The following is a 17,314-nucleotide window of genomic DNA, read 5'->3' as shown; positions in this document are numbered from 1 at the left end:
CGCGTCCGGTACTTCATGATCAACACTCCATCTTTCCAAAAGATTAAAGTGTTACGTCGACCCGTTGAAACCGCCGGACAATGCGGGCATTGGACCGCGACGCAGCATTCGTCATTTTGTGCGGAGAACAGTCATTCGCTGTGAGGTGTGCCAAGGTCTGTTTTCTGCCTATGAGAACTTTTCCTGCCATCTGGTGCAGCGTTCGGCGTCCCGGGCTTCGTATGCCTCTAATGCAGCAGGGAGGCTTTGCTTAAAGCTTGTCTCGTTATCCTCTCCAAGCGCTGTAAGTCGCATAGAGTACCAAGCAGTGACACCACCGGGCACTGTAGCATCAAATCTAGGAAACTTCGGATCGTTGTGTGGTTCGCCTAACCAATTGTTTGGAAGTGCAGGGTCCAGAACCATGGATCGTGCAAGACCGACGGCATCCGCCGTGCCAGTATCTATAGCCGACACAGCCTCTTCGCGGGTTTTGAAACCGCCCGTCAGCATGATCGGAATAGATGTGATTGCCTTTGCGCGTTTGGCAAAACTAAGAAAGTAGGGGCCCGACCCGGCCGCACTATCGGAGCTGGATGGTGCGCCCGGGAAATAGGTGCCACCGCTCACGTCAATCAGGTCAATGGAAGTGCGATCGAGTAATCGAACGACTTGAAGGGCCTCGTCTTCGGTCAAGCCGCCGACCAACTTGTCCGTAGCATTGATCCTGATTCCAATCGGGAAGGCTTCCCCGACGGCGTGTCGCACTGCGTGTATTGTCTCTGCGATGACCCGAAAACGCCCCGCTACAGAGCCTCCGTAGGCATCCGTCCTGTGATTGAACAACGGCGACAGAAATTGGCTGAACAGGAAGCCGTGCCCTGCATGAATTTGGACGCCTTTGAATCCGACTTTTCTAGCAAGGGCTGCGGCGCGTGCGTAATTTTCAGGCAACTCTTCGATTTCTGCAAGCGCCATACCCTCACAACGAAGACCAGAGACATTGAGAGATGACGGCCCTTTAGGCTTACTTATCGGCCCATGTGAAAGAGCCCCTGCATGACCGAGCTGAGGCCAGATATCCGCGTTATTAACCGATCCCCGCGTTGCAAGTTTTTGCAACATCGTAGTGTTCGCCCCGAGCGCAAGTACGAGGTTGCCCGGTTTCTCCGGAAAGTCCGGGGTGGTCTGCACTTCGCCTATGATGGTCAATGCAGCCCCTCCTTCAGCCCATCTTTCGTATAGCCTCATCTGAGTTTGCGTGGGATTTCCCTCTCCGTCTCCTAGGCTGTCCGACATAGCCGCCTTGATCAGTCGATTTTTGAGTTGGGCGCCACAGGGCAAGTCGAGCGGCTGAGCCAGTATGGTTTTTGCTGCGGGGACATACGTTCTCATAAAACCATCTCCATCGATGTATTTCGATATTTCACTTCTTCTGTGAAAAGCACATTCGTTTGTGACCAATTTTTGGTTACGGGGTCATCAGTTCGCTTTGGAAAGCGGCAACGAAGGCTCGAATGGTTTCTTCATCTCGCCGGTAGAAAGTCCACTGACCGTGCCGTTCTGCGATAACTAAACCTGCTTGCTTCAACAACCCCATTTAGTTCGAGATTGTTGGTTGAGATAGTTTCGCCTTTTCTTGGATGTAACCCACAAGGTGGTGTCAGACCAATTCGAACTCGTCTCTTGTAGGTCAACATCACTGCCCTTTATGTCGAGCAGAAACCGCGCCACTCGGCAAGAGCAGCGGTTCGGTTCAATTTTATGTGGATTCGTTTTGAGAGGCTGCGGCCTTGATTGAAGTTGTTGAAAACGGAAGCGTGAATGTAAACAAGTTTCTGCAAACTTCGCATACGACGAAAGCGGAGCATGGCTCGCTCTCGCCTTCGAAAAGGTAGGTGTGAATTCTCGGATCGATTGTTTTTCCAGCGCCCTGTTTCTTGTCTGGCAATACTTCCGATAGCGTTCAGCGCGGCGCCCTAAGATCGTAGTTTGTCGGTCACGATGACTTCCGGAGGCCCATACTTTTCATCATTTTCTTTAAGAGTTTAAGGGCTGCGTTGCGGTCCCGGCGTTTCGTGACGTAACTGTCCAGCACCTCACCTTCGTGATCGACCGCCCGCCAAAGATAATGCTGGACGCCGTATATTTTTTCAAAAACCTCGTCGAGGTGCCAACGCCAGTTCGAGTAAGACTGCATCTGGCCGACCCGTTTCCTGCCAATTTCGTCAGCGAACAGTGCGCCAAATCTGTTCCACCAGAACCGGATAGTTTCGTGGCTTACATCAATGAACCGCAAATCCAGCAGGTCCTCTACATTGCGAAGTGACAGCGGAAATCGAACATACATCATCACCGCCAGGCGAATAATTTCTGAGCTGGTTTTGAAGTAGAGAAATGGTGAGCGTTTTGTCATGAACGAAGGCTAGATCGGCACCCTGCCCTTCACAACCGAGTTTCCTCTGACATCACCGACGGGCCAGTTGTTGCCCTGTTAGTGGGTGCCTTTGACAAGACTGATGACAAGGCTTTCACTCCGCGGTCACATTCCTATAACGACAGCTCTCCGGGATGGTGGCGGATTGAGATAAACGACGGATAGCGTTCCCAAATTGGCTTTTTTGCATCAGCTTATGCGAGTTCTGGTCTGTTTTTTCTCAACAACACAGTGGGTGATGCGGGTGGGCTGCGGCGTCAACGAATGGCGCGGACGATTGCCTCGCAGGCGCGCACAGCATCGTGGCTATAGGATTGGATCAAATAGTCAGGCCAGCTTGACAATTTGACCACCACGACATCTGCACTCGTATCAATGAAGGCCAATTGCCCAAAAACGCCGCGCGCCATTAAGACGCCCCGGTTTGGCGCATGGACCCACCAAAATCTGCGGTAGGCGCCGCCTGGGGACAACAGGTCATAAGGGTCGCCATGTTTTGACGGATCTGCTCCGCCGCAAATTCCGTCTATCCAGGCTTGCGGCACAACCTGTTCATCGCCTACACGCCCACCATTTGCGACCATTAGCGCAAATCGACTGTAATCGCGCAACGTTGCACTGTAACCGCCATCTGCCAGCGCGGTGCCCGCATCATCGACCGTAAAGAACCCGGGGTGTTGCGCGCCAATTTTTTGCCAGATCCGACTGGACAAAAGCGTGGCCAGGTCCTGATCGGTAACGCGTTCCAGTGCCCAGGCGATGACATCGGTTTCGATTGAGCGGTAGGAGAATTTCTGTCCATGCGGCCACTCTTGGGGCAGCGTCAGGATAACGTCGCGGATTGTTGGCTTAATCTCGCCCTTGCGCAGCGGGCGCCAGCCCGAGGCAACATCGACCCGTGTCATATCGCTGCCCGGCAGACCATAGTCTTCGGTAAAGCGTACACCGGATTGCATATCTAGCGCCTGATCTACCGTACACGCCGCATAACCGCAGGCCGACAGCTCGGGAACAATGTCAGAAAGCGGTGCAGCGAGATCAAGCAATCCCTCGTGGTGTAAAATCCCGGCAAGTGTTCCGACGAGCGATTTCGACACAGATTGCCCAAGATGCGCGACGGAGGATGTGAAGTCATTGGCATAGGTTTCAGCAACAATCTGCCCCGCTTTGAGCACCAGAAAACCGTCGGTGTAACTTTCAGCGAGCCAGTCTGAAATCGACATGTGGCGGTTGTCAAACGAACTGAACGAAATATCGGGCAGGTTTTCGGGGGCGTTCGGCAGATCCCGGACACCGCTGCCCGCAGCCACATCCACAGTTGGAAACAGGCTGCGCATGTTCTGAAAAGACCAGCGGTTAAATGGCGCCAAATCCCAGTTGTCCAGTGACGGGCATTTTTCCGGAGGGGGCGGGAAACCCTGCATAATGCCGATCTCGCGCGCTGTCTTGGGCCAGGTGCCAGGCTTGCTGTTGTGCATTTTGCATGCTCCCGCAGGGCGTCTCAAAGCAAGACGCAGTCAGGGTGGAGAATTCAGAAAAAGTGACGGTCCGTTAAAGGACCGCCACAAGAGCGGTGTGCCGGCCTTATTGCTTCAGGCGCGTCCAGACCTTGTTGTACAGATCAACTACGTCCTGATCGCATGGTTTGACAAAATCCGGAACCGGAGCATCTGCCGGCATCACGATCTCAGGCGCACTTAGCATTTCGGCATCCATGAACGCTTCGGACCCGAGAACGCCGTTTGCATACCGCGCAAAGTTAGATGTCATCGCAGCGTTTTCCGGATCCATCATGAAATTCACGAACAGCTTGGCGTTCTCCATGTTTGGCGCATCTGCCAAAACGGCAACATTGTCCATCCAGCCTGTGAAGCCTTCTTTCGGATAGGCATACTTCAGAGAAGGACGATCTGCACGCGCGCGCATCGCAGCACCATTCCAGCTTTGCGACAGGTCTACATCCTTGGATGTCAGCTTTTCGATCACCGCATAGTCCATCGTGCGCCAATCTGCCTTTGCGTCGGTCAAGAGCGTCAGCAACTCTTTCATCTGGTCCGGGTTCGAGTTGCAGCGCGGATACCCGAGATACCGCAGGCCTGCGTTGATCACATCATTCATGTCGTTGAGCATGTTGATGCGCCCCTTAAGCTCTTCTGGTGCGTCAAAGATCAGGCCGAGCGTGTTGATGTCGCCACTATAGATCTCGCTGTCGACAGTGAAGCTGGTGGTGCCCCACTGGTAAGGAACCGAATACTTGCGGCCCGGATCCCAGTAAACATCGACCCAGTTGGGGTCCATGTTCTTGAAATTGTCCATTTCACTGGCGTTGATCTCGGCCAGAAGGCCTTCGCCGACCATGATCGCGATCATGTAGTCACCGGGCACAACGACATCGTAGCCAGTGTTACCTTCTTTCACCTTGGCGAGCATGGTTTCATTACTGTCATAACCATCCAGGGTCACTTCGATGCCATGCTGGGCTTCAAACTTCTCAATCATCTCGGGATTTGTGTAGTTGCCCCAGTTGTAGATATTGAGTTTGCCTTCCGCATGAGCAGCGACGGCGCTGAGCGCCAGGGCCGAGACAGCGGCACTTTTGAGTAGTGAGAGTTTCATTTTAGTCCTCCGTTGAGTGTTTGGGTGTCCCGCGCTGATGCGGGCTTCTGGTTATTTTTGTTTGCGTTGCAAAAAGAAGGTCAGAGTGACCATGGCGACAGTGAGGCCAATCAGTATGGTTGAAACCGCATTGACCTCGGGTGTCACACCGCGGCGGATCTGGCCGAGAATGTAGATCGGCAGGGTTGTTTCACCCGGACCCGCAACCAGCAATGTGATGATCACGTCGTCCAGCGAGACCACAAAGGCCAGCATCGCCCCGGCCATGACGCCGGGCATCAGTAGCGGCAAGGTCACATGGCGGAATGCCTGCCAAGGCGACGCATAGAGATCAGCGGCTGCGGCCTCGTAGGTGACAGACATGTCCGAAAGACGCGCGCGGATCGGCATGTAAGCAAAGGGAACACAGAACACAGTGTGGGCCAAAATCAGCCAGCCAATTCCTGTGACACCGGTCAACTGGCGCAGGATCGAAAAGAACGCAAGCGTCGCAATCGCCGTGACGATTTCTGGAATCATCAGGGGTTGGTTGATCAGCGCAATCGCAGCGGCACGCCCGCGGTAAACCCCACCACGCGTGGTGGCCAGTGCCGCCATCGTTGCAATGACGGTAGAAAAAATAGTGGCCGTCAGCGCGACCTGAATCGAGATCATGGCCGAGCGGCGAATGTCGTCATTTTCCAATGCTGCGGCGTACCAACGCAATGAAAACTCAGTCCAGCGTACAACGGACCGATTATCGTTGAACGAGAACACAACCAGCACTGCAATCGGGGCGTAAAGGAACACCAGTACCAACCAAGACATGCCGGTGAACAGCGGTTGGCGGCGCAGTTCGCGTGACCCAGTTGAACGGCGGAAGAGGGACAAAAACTTAGTCATGACCACCTTCCTTCGACGAACCCGCCCGCAGGCTGATCAACAGCGCGATCAGCACGACAGCCATCAGGATCAAGGCTGCCGCAGCGCCAAAGGGCCAGTTCCGCCCCGACCCGAATTGCAACGCGATCAGGTTGCCAATCATCAGCTTCTTTCCGCCGCCAAGCAATTCTGGTGTAATGTATGCCCCCAACGCCGGGATCAGCACCAATACGCATCCGGCAATGATACCCGGACGGGTGATCGGCACGATGATGTGGCGAAACACCTGTGTGCGCGAGGCATAGAGATCATGCCCGGCCTCAAGCAGGGAAAAGTCGAACTTTTCAAGCGAGGCATAGATCGGCAGGATCATGAAGGGCAGGTAGCTATAGATCAGCCCGGCCAGAACAGCGCCATCGGTGTAGAGCATCTCCAGTGGTTTATCGATGAAGCCAATCTTCATGAGCATCAGGTTCACAAAGCCTTCGTCGCGTACGATCAGCAGCATCGAATAGGTGCGGATCAACAGGTTGGTCCAGAATGGCAAGGTGATTGCAAAAAGCCAGAAGTTGCGTTGCTCAGGTGGGCGCGCGGCGATGAAGTAAGCCACCGGAAAACCCAATATCAGGGTGCCGATCATCGTTGTGACAGCAAGCCCGAATGAACGGCCAAAGATTTGCAGATAGGCGCTGTTGAATGCCAGCGTGTCATCAAAGATATCGCGTTCGAACAGGAACTGGACATAGGCATCATACGAAAAAACCCATTCGACCCCGCCATAGGTTCCCGGCTCTAAGAACGAGTAAACCAGCGCGATGGATAGGGGAAACAGGCCAAAAACTCCGATGACCCCAAGAGCCGGCGCCAGCAGAAACAGGCGCGTTCGGCGCGCTTGCCGGGCCCGCGCGGCCTGAGCTGCGCGCAACGAAGTTGCCGCGTCTGTTGAGGGAATATGCACTGCGCTGCTCATCAGTCTTCCAGCACATGCAGCATAGAGGTGTCACACTCGAGGCCGACCCGCGCACCGATGGCACGAGGCGTTGCGACCTGAACAAGTACGGCAACGCCATCATCTAGACGCACCAGCATTTGTGAACCTGCGCCGAAATAAGTGCTGTCCACAACGGCGCCCCGTAACAAGGCACGGTCTGCCCCTTCATCGACAACATCAATGGTTTCAGGGCGCAGGGCCACGTGAACCGCGCCGGGTTTGAGCGAGGTACTGGCAGTTTGAACCGTGAGTGGTGTGCCCTCGCCAAAACGAATGCTGGCTTTGTCCCCTTCAAACCCCAGCAGCGTCGCGCTCACAATGTTTGTGTCACCGATAAAGTCCGCTACAAAGCGGCTTTGAGGTGCAGTGTAAATCTCTTCTGGCGTACCAACTTGGCGCACCGCTCCCGCTGACATCACTGCAATCTGGTCCGACATAGCCAGCGCTTCGCTCTGATCATGGGTGACAAAAACAAAGGTGATCCCAGTTTCGTTCTGCAACCGCTTCAGTTCACTTTGCATGCCTTTGCGCAGCTTGAGATCAAGCGCCGATAGCGGCTCATCCAGCAGCAGAACCTTGGGACGTGGTGCCAGCGCCCGCGCCAAGGCAACTCTTTGCTGTTGTCCTCCGGACAACTGGTCGACTCTGCGCGAAGCGAACTCACCCAGTTGTACAAGCTCTAGCATTTCATGAATTGTGGCTTCGATTTCGGCCTTGGGGCGCTTCAGCATCTCGAGGCCGAAACCCACATTACGCGCCACGCTCATATGGGGGAACAGTGCATAGCTTTGAAAAACCGTGTTGACCGGGCGATTATTCGGCGCGAGGTGGCCAATTGAGTCACCATCTAGGGTGATCTCTCCCTCAGTAGGCAGCTCAAACCCGGCAATCAAACGCAACAAAGTTGTCTTGCCACATCCCGACGGCCCCAAAAGCGTGAAAAAACTGCCCTCGGGAATGGTCAAAGAAATGTCGCGAAGTGCTGTTACGGCTGTCTGGCCTTCACCAAAGCGCTTTGTCACATGTTTCACGTCGATCATAATCTGAACCTGGCATCCCAAGGTGTTGTTGATTGTAATCAGACTAGAGCGCTATCCCCAATCCTGTGAATACCTCCAAAGGGCTGGGGTCATACTACCTCTTTAGGGGTAGGACGACTTAGTCGTTCACCGTCTGCAAAAACATAGAAAACAAGCCCGACTGGGACGAGATACCCAGTTTTCGATAGATATTTTTCCGATGCACCTTGATGGTGGCAGGCGATACATCCAGCAAAAGGGCCGCTGACTGTGTGGAGTGGCCGCGCATAAGGCTTTGAACAACCTCGACTTCTCTTTGGGTCAAGTCCGGGCAGACCTTTTTGATAAGCGAGACAAAACTGACGTTGCCACCTCGGTCAATCTGCCCCGCACTTGGGCTGCGGTGAAAATGCTGTTCGCAAAGTGAGGCGACAATTGGATGCAGCTCGATCAGCTTGTCCACTTCCCTTCTGGTAAACCGTTTGTTCTCGTCAGCAGGTGCCAGCGAAAAGAAAAGCGTTCCGTTCGGCAAGTTTACAAAAACAGATAGCTCATCTCTAAGCCTTAAAGATTTGTAGTAAATGCGATAATAGTCCGAGTTCGAAAATCGGTCGGGGGCCACATCCCGCAGAACCATGACCGGCCCGTTACTTCCTCCAATAAAGCTAACGACAAAAGGATCCAGCAACCAGGCCCGGTCCAACCAGCGATCAATCACGACTGACCGGCGCTCCTGGCGAACGTTGTCATAAACGTGCTCAGGCCTCTCGTTTAAACTTAATCGGTTGACAAAAGCCCCTTGGAACAGACAGACCGTGCGCATCAGATTTAGAACTTCCTGTATGAAGTCAGCTGTCCCGACCGCGCGAATTGCGCGGGCCATCGTCTCAGGAAAAAAGGAATCTGGCTTCATGCCCACCAATCACACCCAGCTGTTCATATCTCGTTATTGATAACTCTGGTGTGCCGACTTCGGTTTGGCAACTGAATGATTGCCATTAGCCATCTATTTGGTGCTGTTAGACATATTCGAACTCGTCTCTACTAGGCCAGTGAGGCTGCCCATTATACCGAGCAAAGACCACGCCACTCGGCAAGAGCGGCGGTTCGACTCTGCTTGAAATGGTCTCTTTGGGAAAGGCCGCGCTCCTAATTGAAATGGCTAAATACAGAAGCGTGAACAGAAACAAATTTCTGCAAACTTCCTATGCGACGAGCGCGGTGCATGGCCCTCTCTCGCCTTCGAAAAGGGAGGTGTGATTTCTCAGCTCGATTTTTCAGCCAGCGGCCTCTTTCCTGCTGATCTGCATGGCCAATTACTTTCATGGCTGCTCCGTAGGAGCGCAGCCTGTCTTTCACGATTGTGCGCGATCGACCGTATCGCCGCATTGATTTCTTTAGGAATTTCAAGGCGGCTTTCTTGTCACGGGCCTTCGTGACAAAGCTTTCAAGCACCTCGCCTTCGTGATCGACAGCTCGCCACAAGTAGAGCTGGACGCCATTGATTTTCACGAAAACCTCGTCAAGGTGCCATTGCCAGTTCAAGCAACACCGCATTCGGCAGAACCGTTTCCTGCGGATTTCAGCGACGAACATTGGGCCAAACCTGTTCCACCAAAAACGGACGGTTTCGTGGCTCACATCAATGCCTCGTTCATGCAGCAGATCTTCGACATTCCGAAGTGACAACGGGAAACGAACGTAGAGCATCACCGCCAATCGGATGATCACAGGGTTGGTTTTGAAATAGCGAAATGGAGAGCGTATTGTCATCAAGCGAAGCTATGAAACCGCTCTGCCCGTCGCAACCGAGTTTCCTCTGACAGTCTCCATTAATCGGTTACTTCGTTCGCTGCAGTCTTTATTGCAATCGGGTACAAAAGCACTTAATTTGGGTGCCCCTCCCACGCAAACGGGTGAGGCAACTGAAGTCTCCTCGCGCAGGCGTTTGCTCAAAACAACATCTGCGCACGGACCGTCATCACTTTGGCAACATCACGGCATCGATAACGTGAATGACGCCATTTGAGGTTTCGATATCAGCGGCTGTTACGCTGGCGCCATTCACGGTTACACCACCTTCGGTCATGACTTTGACGTCTCCACCCTGAACGGTTGTGGCCATCATATTATTGGAAAGATCGCCGGTCATCACTTTTCCGGTGACAACGTGATAGGTCAGAATGGCAACAAGTTGGTCTTTGTTCTCGGGCTTCAGCAAGGTTTCAACAGTGCCTTCAGGCAATGCGGCAAACGCGTCATCTGTTGGTGCGAAAACTGTGAACGGACCTTCGCCCTTCAACGTCTCCACGAGACCGGCAGCCTGTACCGCGGCGACCAATGTGGTGAACGAACCTGCGCCAATCGCAGTGTCAACGATGTCTTTGGAATGGCCATCTGCTAAGGCAAATGAAGCGGTTGAGAGCGCGGCAGCAGACGCGAGTGCAAGGAAAGTGCGACGGAACATGTGTTGTCTCCAAGGTAAAATGATTGCTAACTAGGGGTTGGATACTGATTGTACGCACTTGCAGCACGACTGGATCACAATCGGCGGAACTAATCGGAATCTATTTCTTTGGCTGCCGACGCCGAAGGCAGAAGAAAAAAAAGCAAAAATAGCCAAAATCGGACATTGAACCAGAGTGCGGCGAAAGTCGGCTTCCCGCGGTGCTGGCAGTCGAATTCGAACTAGTCTTTGGTTGGACAGTGAGAGTGCCCCTTATTCCGCGCATAGACCGCACCTTTCAGCAAGAGCGGCGGCGCGGATCATTTTGAAATTTGGTCTGGCGTAGAGGCTGCGTTCCGAATTGAACAAGTTTTAGATCGAGGCGTGGACGGATGCGAATTTCTGCAAACATCGCATTCGTCGGAAACGGAGCATGGCCCGTTCTCATCGTCGGAATGGCAGGTGGGAATTTTCCCCGCGCTTGTTCAACCGACAACCACAAACTTGCTTCTCTGCGTTGCCGAGGACTTTCATTGCAGCAACGTATGACCGCAATCAATCGGTCACTACTTCATCTGGCCGGTCGTGCTTTCGCATTGCTTTTCATAGGAATTTCAAAGCGGCCTTCTTGTCCCTTGTCTTTGTGACGAAGCTCTCAAGCACTTCCCCTTCGTGATCTACAGCTCGCCAATGATAGTCTTGCTCGCCATTGGTTTTAACGAACATCTCATCCTGGTGCCATCGCCACTTGCTAGATTTCATTTCAGCAGTGCACCATTTTTATCTCGGAGGCAAACATCGACCAAATCGACGTCACCAATAACGAACAGCTTCAAGGCTTGTATCGGAGCCGAGTTCGTGGAGCAAATCTTCCACGTTTCGTAGCGAAAGAGGAAACCGGACGTACAACATCACCGCCAGGCGGATGATCTCCAGGCTCGTCTTAAATTGCTTGAGTGGGGATCGTTTTGAAATGGCAGGACGCTAGGACAGAGACTTTCTCTCTTCAACCGCAGTTTCTGCTGACAGCGCCCTTCCCTTCGAATCAAAACTTCCACCTTACTCCAGCCAATACAGCCACCGAAGGCTTGTAGAGGTTTGTGGGGTCAGCATACTCGTAGCGCCTGATGAGCCCGAAAATCTCGATGTTCTTCTTTTTGATTTGCTGTGACACTGCCAACCCATATGAGCGCGAACTGGAGCCCGCCACGCCCAGGCCTTTTCCGTCGTAGTAGTCAAACGAAAATGCGGTATCTCCAGCGGCAACAATCTCGCGGATCAACCCAAGCTTAACATAAGTGTAGTCGCCCGATGCGTTTTCAGATCCAAGGGCGACCGTGATGTTGACGCCTGTATCGTAATGCAATGCGGACAAGGAACCGGATGTAACTTTGCGAGCCTCATGATCCGAATAGCCAATCCCGCCACTGAACTGAAACTTGTCAAACTTCCCTTCATACCGAAGAGCCATATCCAAATGGGTTGCTGGGTTGTTCGTCACCGTATCTTTGCCGGCGGCAGCGGAGAACTTAAAACCTTTGAAGCTGGGGCTGTCATACCTGATCCGCAGCTTGCGGCTGCCATCAGAATTGTAGCCCGTGACATTGTCGCCGTCGAAGTTATCAAAAACATTCCCAATCACCAGGGTCGAAAGGCTGCCGTTTGCCAATCGCAGATACTGCCCTCCTGCTGTTTGTGATACCGCAGAATAGGCCGTGACTTTGGTTTGCGACAGATCGATCTCGGCGATGCTGTCTGTTGCGGTACTGCCCTGACCAAACGACAGCGTTCCAAAACGCGCACTATCCAGAATGAGTTCGAGTTTTCTCACGTGCGTTCCATCAAACGAGAACCCACTGCCGGAAGAATCCAACTGGCTCATAGCGTTCGAAGCACGCGGGGTTATGCCACCCTCAAACCGCGCAACCGCATTCAGCCCGAAAACCGGATACAGCTGCCATAGGAATCCTACGCGCGTGCTGGCGTTTGAATTGTCGACCGGCACAAAAGTATTCCTGACCAGACCGTCGTCATAGCCCAGGAACGCCTGGCTGACTTGGCCGTACATCGTTATCTTTTGGCCAGTTAGTGTCGTTCGAACCCGCCAGTCATCGGTAGGGTCCGTCAGTGGTATCAGCTTATCGATATTCGCGACCACAGGTTCCGCAGATCCTTGGGACGCACCGAGGCCGACTATGGTGAACATCAGGGATATGATGCTCCACCACCTCATTTTGAGGCATGCTCCATGAACAGAAACCTCATTGCCTCAGTCCAATCCCCTTGGGAAAACCCAGTTTTTCGCGAAGAGAGGCGTCTGATGAAAACGAGGCAAAAGAGGGTGACACGACAATTATGGATACGTCCCGGATTTGAAGTTCCTTTAGGGTCTCTTGCGTGGGTTCCGCTTCCCATATCATCACAGTGCGGCGATTTGGATCCAGCAGGGCATCAAACTCTTTCCACTGGGCACTTTCCGGATGCTGATCCGGTTCCCAGTGAAAAGAATGCAGGCGCAACCCATATGCCTGATCCATGTATTGATAGACCGGGTGCGAGGCGAACAGCTGCACGTTATCAAGAGTCGCAAATTCTGCGGTCAACGCGGTGTCCAGTGCCTCGAGCGTTTCAATCGTGGCGCTCAGGTTCTGCTGAAACTCTTCCGCGTTCTCTGGCCAAAGAGCACTAAACGCGCTGGAAATCTCCCGGGCCTGCTGTTGCGCCAGTTTTGGGTTCAGCCAAAACGTATTGGCATATTCTGAATGGTGGTTTGCGTCTCCTCCGGGGCCATGTTGATGGGCCACGACATCGGTTTCTCGCGCAATGTAGAAGTCCGCAAAACCTTGCGAGGCATCAATCATCCGAGCGCGAGGAAGGGCAGCGGTCGCGGTCCATGGGCTGTATCCGGCGCCAACGAGCAAAATGAGATCCGCCTGCTGATATTGGCGCAATTCATCGGCACCGGGCGTCCAGTCGGCGGCGTTCTCATCTGCCGGTCCAGGGTAGGAAATGGTCATATCCGCCGTGGCAATCTCTTGCGCTAGTACGGTTAGGGCAGGTGTTACCGTTAAAACGGTTCGTCTGTCCTCGGCGATAGATGGCGCCGCGCTAAGACCAACCAAAATCGTGAAAAGAAACAGAGCTGGTCTCATTTTCATCCCTCCACCAGAATTCGGCTCAGGGCGTCGATGTCAAAGATATACACCGCCCCGGAAATCGCGAGGGTCAGGGCAAGCGCGACAGACAGCAATATCACCAGCTCCATCGCGACGAGATAGACGGCGATCTTTTTGGGCGCACCAATTTGATTGGCGATTTCAAATTCACGACGCCTCATTCGCACAGATAGAACCACCACAAGAAACAGCGCTGCAATAGTAGCGATGGCCATTGTCGCAACGACGTTCTGCAGGATGGATTTCATCTGGAATACGCGCGTCAGCAAATCCTGGATGACGTTCTCGACATCGACAAGCTGGCGGGTTTCCTGCTGTTCGGCGACGCGCCCTTTGAGCAGCGCTTCGGCCTTGGGCGACCTTGGAAAAACCAGAACAGCAGACAAAGGCAGGTCTGAATCCGCGCCATGATAGTGGAATGCGTCGCCATCTGCCTGGGTTAGATCTGTGTAGGTCGGAAGGCTTGAATTGGCGGCAAGCGCGTCGTTTTGAGGTTTCAGCAGCAAATTGGGATCGCTGGAAGTGGTCAACTCCTGATGGCCGTGACCGATCCCTTCTGCGATCCAGGCTGTTCGCAGGTCTGCAAATACGACACCGTCATCCGGGCTATTCGTCCGTGGCAGAATACCGGAAACACGTAAAGTCACAGGGTAGCTGCCCGCCAGATCAAACGCCTGCGTTGCATCTGTTCTCAGTTCCCCTCCAACAGTCAGGCCTGTTTTCTGCGCAACGGCGTGCCCCAGAACGACATCTCCCACCCGAAGCGGAAGAAAACCTTCTGAGGGACGCAAGCCGCGCTCGATGAAATATTCGTAATCCACACCCACAAAGGGCAGCCCGCGGATGGTTCCGGCGCGTCGCATCGGGGCGAGCGCGAAGTACGACAGGTCAATCAGGTCGAGATAGTCGGCCATTTTCACCGTCGTCGTGCTCTGGTCGCTGAAATACGCACTGCCGAGCACGAGGTCGATGGGTGAACCTTGGGCGCCGTAAACCAAAGGCGTGGATTGCGCCCTCGCCATGAGGTCTCTTTCAGCCTGTGAAATCACCAGATTTGCCAAAACGGGAATGGACGTCACAATTGTCAAAACAAAGATCAGCACCGCGCTGCGGACCTTGTTGTGTTGCAGGTTCCTGATCGCAAGAAGGGCAAGACCGGTCATCGGGTCACCTGCGCAAAGTCTGAAAAATCGATGACCTGATCAAAGCGATCCGTCAGATTTCGATCATGTGTTACGACGATCAATGTGGCCCCGGTCGTTTGGCATTGCCGGCACAAGTGATCCAGAATGCTGGACTTGTTAGCGGGGTCCAGATTGCCTGTTGGCTCATCCGCGAGGATGAGGGACGGCATTCCCAGTATTGCCCGACAGATCGCAAGACGCTGCCGTTCTCCTTGCGAAATGTTCTGTGGTTTACGGCCCAGTACATGAGTGATGCCAAACTCGGCCGTGAGCTGGTCAATTCGACTGTTCAGCGCCGCATCGCCCCGTCGACCCGTGACAAAAAACGGATAGAGCAGGTTCTCGCGACCACTCAGATAATCGATCAATCCAAAATCCTGATACACGTACCCGATGTTCTTGGCGCGAAACTCTCGACACTTTGCATCTGTCATCTCCGCCGGATTGACGTCGCCCAATGTCAGGCGCCCTTGTCTAAGCCTTGTGACCGTGGAGACAATATTCAGGAAGGTCGTCTTGCCGCAGCCTGACGGCCCCACAATCCCCAGCGACTGACCCGTCGGAACAGTCAGCTCAGGAATGGAAATCCGAAAGTCCCCTGCCCCATAGGAAAACTGAAGATTTTGAACCTCTACCTTCATAATTGTCGGTCCTGGGAAAGCACATCAAACTCCTGAATTTTCCAGACACCATTCGCGGGCTGTAGCGTGACTTCGGCTGTGTAGGCATTCGCGCGGCGATGATTGTGCCCCCAATGCCCAACAGTCCCTGAGATACGCCACGCAACAGCAAGGCGCAGCGTTCCCGAAACGTCTTCCGGCAATTGAGTAACACTTGTGACTTCCAATCGGTCGACTCTTGCCTGCGCGCCACCAGCCTTTTTGACCCGCAAGGCACGTCGCTGTTCGAGATACACTTTTTCCAGGACGTCCCCGGCGAGTGTCAGGGCCAAGCGGTCGTAGACCTGATCTTCAGTCCGAAAGTCAAAGGCCCGGTAGACATTCGTCAGCAGGTCATCGGACAGCTTCGTCATCGCCTCTTGGGTCAGTTGAAGGGTCGCAATACTCGCCTGACGTTGCGCCAGGGGAATGGCTGCGGCACAGGCCAGCCCAATAGCCAGAACAGCGAAAGCCGCGCGGCGTCCCGAAGTACTACGAAAGACCAAAAGGAGACAGGCGATAGATACTAAAGCGATTGCAGCGATCACAAGCAGGATCGTCCATCGAACAGCTGACGCCTTTTGCCTCACGACTATTTCTTCAATCGCCGGATATGGCGATTTCTTGAAATAGTTTGTCCACGTCAGAACCGGATTTTCCGGAGTCAGGCTTGCAAAAAACGGACCGCCCGTATCAATCGCATTTCCAGGAACGGTGGGATACGCCTCATCAAAAACAGACCATTTTACGGTCGCTTCTTTGGCGAAACTGTCTGTCGGAACTGAATAAATAAGCCCCACAATGGCAACATCTGTCAGAATGTCTTCACCCGGCTCCAGATAAGTGAGCCCCGATGCGCTCGCCTTGAGAAAAGACATTCGATCAAAGTCAGGGACCACGGCCTCACCATTTACGGTCATAGGAGACAGGTCGCGCAACACATTTGGCAGCGCTTGTTTTAGGCTTTGCCGTTCCGCATCACTAACAACTGGCCCGTCCAGATCGATGTTCGCGAGCCTTGCTGCGTCTCCCACCCTCAACAAGGCCTCATGTCGGATTTCGTAAGGTTCGGCATAGAGGAATGTCATGACCGGATCGCGGTGGTGACGACGAAGCTTGGGGTTTTCAAAACGGCTGTACCAAGGGTCTTGCCAGTCAAGGGTCAGGTATGCAGGCGTAGACAGATGGCGAAAGTCCGTCACAGCGACCTTGCGGTCAAACACGATCATACCGATGGAGGCTCGCACATTGCCGTCTTCATCCTGCGGAGGGGCAATGATCAGCCGCTCGGGGCTTGTCCCTTCAAAACTGTAAAACAGCTCTGCATAGATCACCCGCGGATCGTCAGGTGGCGTCGGGTACCTGAACCCTGTGATGGCGTCGGTTTTGCCAGCAAGTGGCGAGTTGCGATTGATCCGCTCTCTGGGCTCGATCAGCACCACATCAAGAGGAAGAATGCCTCCGTTCTCGGGCCGAATGCTTAGCCCTTGACGTGAAAACCGCTGCATGCGTTCACCATGGCTTGCCCGGTTTTGACTGCCTCCGGGAACCCAATCATCAGGCAAGAGGTCTTCGAAAACTGGTAAGTCGTCCACGTAGATCTCAAGGAGAACCTGAACACCGGAGTCCGACACATTGATTTCCGCAATGTTCGGCGCAACTTCGGCCCCTGTCATTGGTGACAAGTCCGCAAAGGCATAGGTGACCAACAGGAACGAGCCAATCAAAGGCAACAGGACGTGGCGCCAAAACTCCATCAAAACCAACTCATCTATTGTTCAGACCAGTGTCATATCTGAAACTGACCGTGGACAAAAAGCCTAGTTGCAGCGCTTATCAAGCCCGGAGCTATCAAGCCTGTTGCTCTGTTGCAGTTCGCATCGGTCATGACCGAAATCTACTCCCGCGACAGATTTAGGCGGCTTGGGCCAGCGACATGCCGGCCC

General features: G+C 53.7%; 13 protein-coding genes and 3 pseudogenes. All 16 read right to left on the bottom strand.

Annotated elements, in window-relative coordinates; all coding sequences use genetic code 11:
* Window positions 1-168: 168 nt before the first annotated feature.
* The 16 genes and pseudogenes from Q0932_RS18990 to Q0932_RS18915 all read right to left on the bottom strand — a co-directional run bounded on the left by Q0932_RS18990 (window position 169) and on the right by Q0932_RS18915 (window position 17,125).
* Window positions 169-1,374 carry an oxidoreductase gene (locus Q0932_RS18990; RefSeq protein WP_299356590.1) on the bottom strand — a complete coding sequence of 402 codons (1,206 nt, stop codon included), beginning with the start codon at window positions 1,372-1,374 and terminating at the stop codon, window positions 169-171.
* 314 nt (window positions 1,375-1,688) lie between these two features.
* Window positions 1,689-2,395: pseudogene (locus tag Q0932_RS18985) on the bottom strand (IS6 family transposase).
* A 278-nt stretch (window positions 2,396-2,673) separates the two neighbouring features.
* Window positions 2,674-3,894 (bottom strand): serine hydrolase, encoded by a 1,221-nt coding sequence (locus tag Q0932_RS18980; RefSeq protein ID WP_299356588.1) that lies wholly within the window; start codon window positions 3,892-3,894, stop codon window positions 2,674-2,676.
* Window positions 3,895-4,000: 106 nt separating this feature from the next.
* Complete coding sequence (locus Q0932_RS18975) at window positions 4,001-5,032, bottom strand: extracellular solute-binding protein (RefSeq protein WP_299356585.1); 1,032 nt, start codon at window positions 5,030-5,032, stop codon at window positions 4,001-4,003.
* Window positions 5,033-5,083: 51 nt separating this feature from the next.
* Window positions 5,084-5,914: an ABC transporter permease gene (locus tag Q0932_RS18970; RefSeq protein ID WP_299356583.1), complete on the bottom strand. Its 831-nt coding sequence runs from the start codon at window positions 5,912-5,914 to the stop codon at window positions 5,084-5,086.
* Window positions 5,907-6,863: an ABC transporter permease gene (locus Q0932_RS18965; RefSeq protein WP_299356580.1), complete on the bottom strand. Its 957-nt coding sequence runs from the start codon at window positions 6,861-6,863 to the stop codon at window positions 5,907-5,909. Before Q0932_RS18965 ends, Q0932_RS18970 begins: the two co-directional genes overlap by 8 nt.
* Window positions 6,863-7,924, bottom strand: coding sequence for an ABC transporter ATP-binding protein (locus Q0932_RS18960; RefSeq protein ID WP_299356578.1), 1,062 nt, complete (start codon window positions 7,922-7,924; stop codon window positions 6,863-6,865). The genes Q0932_RS18965 and Q0932_RS18960 overlap by 1 nt, the downstream gene beginning before the upstream one ends.
* Before the next feature lie 118 nt (window positions 7,925-8,042).
* Complete coding sequence (locus Q0932_RS18955) at window positions 8,043-8,816, bottom strand: helix-turn-helix transcriptional regulator (protein WP_299356576.1); 774 nt, start codon at window positions 8,814-8,816, stop codon at window positions 8,043-8,045.
* Between the two features lie 152 nt (window positions 8,817-8,968).
* Window positions 8,969-9,676 (bottom strand): annotated as a pseudogene (locus Q0932_RS18950) (IS6 family transposase).
* 208 nt (window positions 9,677-9,884) lie between these two features.
* Window positions 9,885-10,370 (bottom strand): fasciclin domain-containing protein, encoded by a 486-nt coding sequence (locus Q0932_RS18945; RefSeq protein WP_299356574.1) that lies wholly within the window; start codon window positions 10,368-10,370, stop codon window positions 9,885-9,887.
* Window positions 10,371-10,622: 252 nt separating this feature from the next.
* Window positions 10,623-11,324: pseudogene (locus tag Q0932_RS18940) on the bottom strand (IS6 family transposase).
* A 70-nt stretch (window positions 11,325-11,394) separates the two neighbouring features.
* Entirely contained in the window at window positions 11,395-12,507 is a 1,113-nt protein-coding gene (locus tag Q0932_RS18935) for a porin (protein ID WP_299356572.1), read from the bottom strand.
* A 103-nt stretch (window positions 12,508-12,610) separates the two neighbouring features.
* Window positions 12,611-13,501, bottom strand: coding sequence for a metal ABC transporter substrate-binding protein (locus tag Q0932_RS18930; protein WP_299356570.1), 891 nt, complete (start codon window positions 13,499-13,501; stop codon window positions 12,611-12,613).
* 2 nt (window positions 13,502-13,503) lie between these two features.
* Entirely contained in the window at window positions 13,504-14,688 is a 1,185-nt protein-coding gene (locus tag Q0932_RS18925) for a hypothetical protein (protein ID WP_299356568.1), read from the bottom strand.
* Window positions 14,685-15,350, bottom strand: coding sequence for an ATP-binding cassette domain-containing protein (locus Q0932_RS18920; protein WP_299356548.1), 666 nt, complete (start codon window positions 15,348-15,350; stop codon window positions 14,685-14,687). The genes Q0932_RS18925 and Q0932_RS18920 overlap by 4 nt, the downstream gene beginning before the upstream one ends.
* Window positions 15,347-17,125, bottom strand: coding sequence for a hypothetical protein (locus tag Q0932_RS18915; protein WP_299356546.1), 1,779 nt, complete (start codon window positions 17,123-17,125; stop codon window positions 15,347-15,349). Before Q0932_RS18915 ends, Q0932_RS18920 begins: the two co-directional genes overlap by 4 nt.
* Between the last annotated feature and the right edge of the window lie 189 nt (window positions 17,126-17,314).

This window comes from uncultured Shimia sp., assembly GCF_947498095.1.
Classification (GTDB): Bacteria; Pseudomonadota; Alphaproteobacteria; order Rhodobacterales; family Rhodobacteraceae; genus Shimia.
Note: the sequence above shows the minus strand (reverse complement) of the source record. Positions and strands in the feature narration are given on the sequence as shown.

Bases quoted from the DNA above. Each gene is read 5' to 3' on its own strand.
- Q0932_RS18990 (WP_299356590.1), bottom strand. From the start codon at position 1,374: ATGAGAACGTATGTCCCCGCAGCAAAAACCATACTGGCTCAGCCGCTC.
- Q0932_RS18980 (WP_299356588.1), bottom strand. From the start codon at position 3,894: ATGCACAACAGCAAGCCTGGCACCTGGCCCAAGACAGCGCGCGAGATC.
- Q0932_RS18975 (WP_299356585.1), bottom strand. From the start codon at position 5,032: ATGAAACTCTCACTACTCAAAAGTGCCGCTGTCTCGGCCCTGGCGCTC.
- Q0932_RS18970 (WP_299356583.1), bottom strand. From the start codon at position 5,914: ATGACTAAGTTTTTGTCCCTCTTCCGCCGTTCAACTGGGTCACGCGAA.
- Q0932_RS18965 (WP_299356580.1), bottom strand. From the start codon at position 6,863: ATGAGCAGCGCAGTGCATATTCCCTCAACAGACGCGGCAACTTCGTTG.
- Q0932_RS18960 (WP_299356578.1), bottom strand. From the start codon at position 7,924: ATGATCGACGTGAAACATGTGACAAAGCGCTTTGGTGAAGGCCAGACA.
- Q0932_RS18955 (WP_299356576.1), bottom strand. From the start codon at position 8,816: ATGAAGCCAGATTCCTTTTTTCCTGAGACGATGGCCCGCGCAATTCGC.
- Q0932_RS18945 (WP_299356574.1), bottom strand. From the start codon at position 10,370: ATGTTCCGTCGCACTTTCCTTGCACTCGCGTCTGCTGCCGCGCTCTCA.
- Q0932_RS18930 (WP_299356570.1), bottom strand. From the start codon at position 13,501: ATGAGACCAGCTCTGTTTCTTTTCACGATTTTGGTTGGTCTTAGCGCG.
- Q0932_RS18925 (WP_299356568.1), bottom strand. From the start codon at position 14,688: ATGACCGGTCTTGCCCTTCTTGCGATCAGGAACCTGCAACACAACAAG.
- Q0932_RS18920 (WP_299356548.1), bottom strand. From the start codon at position 15,350: ATGAAGGTAGAGGTTCAAAATCTTCAGTTTTCCTATGGGGCAGGGGAC.
- Q0932_RS18915 (WP_299356546.1), bottom strand. From the start codon at position 17,125: ATGGAGTTTTGGCGCCACGTCCTGTTGCCTTTGATTGGCTCGTTCCTG.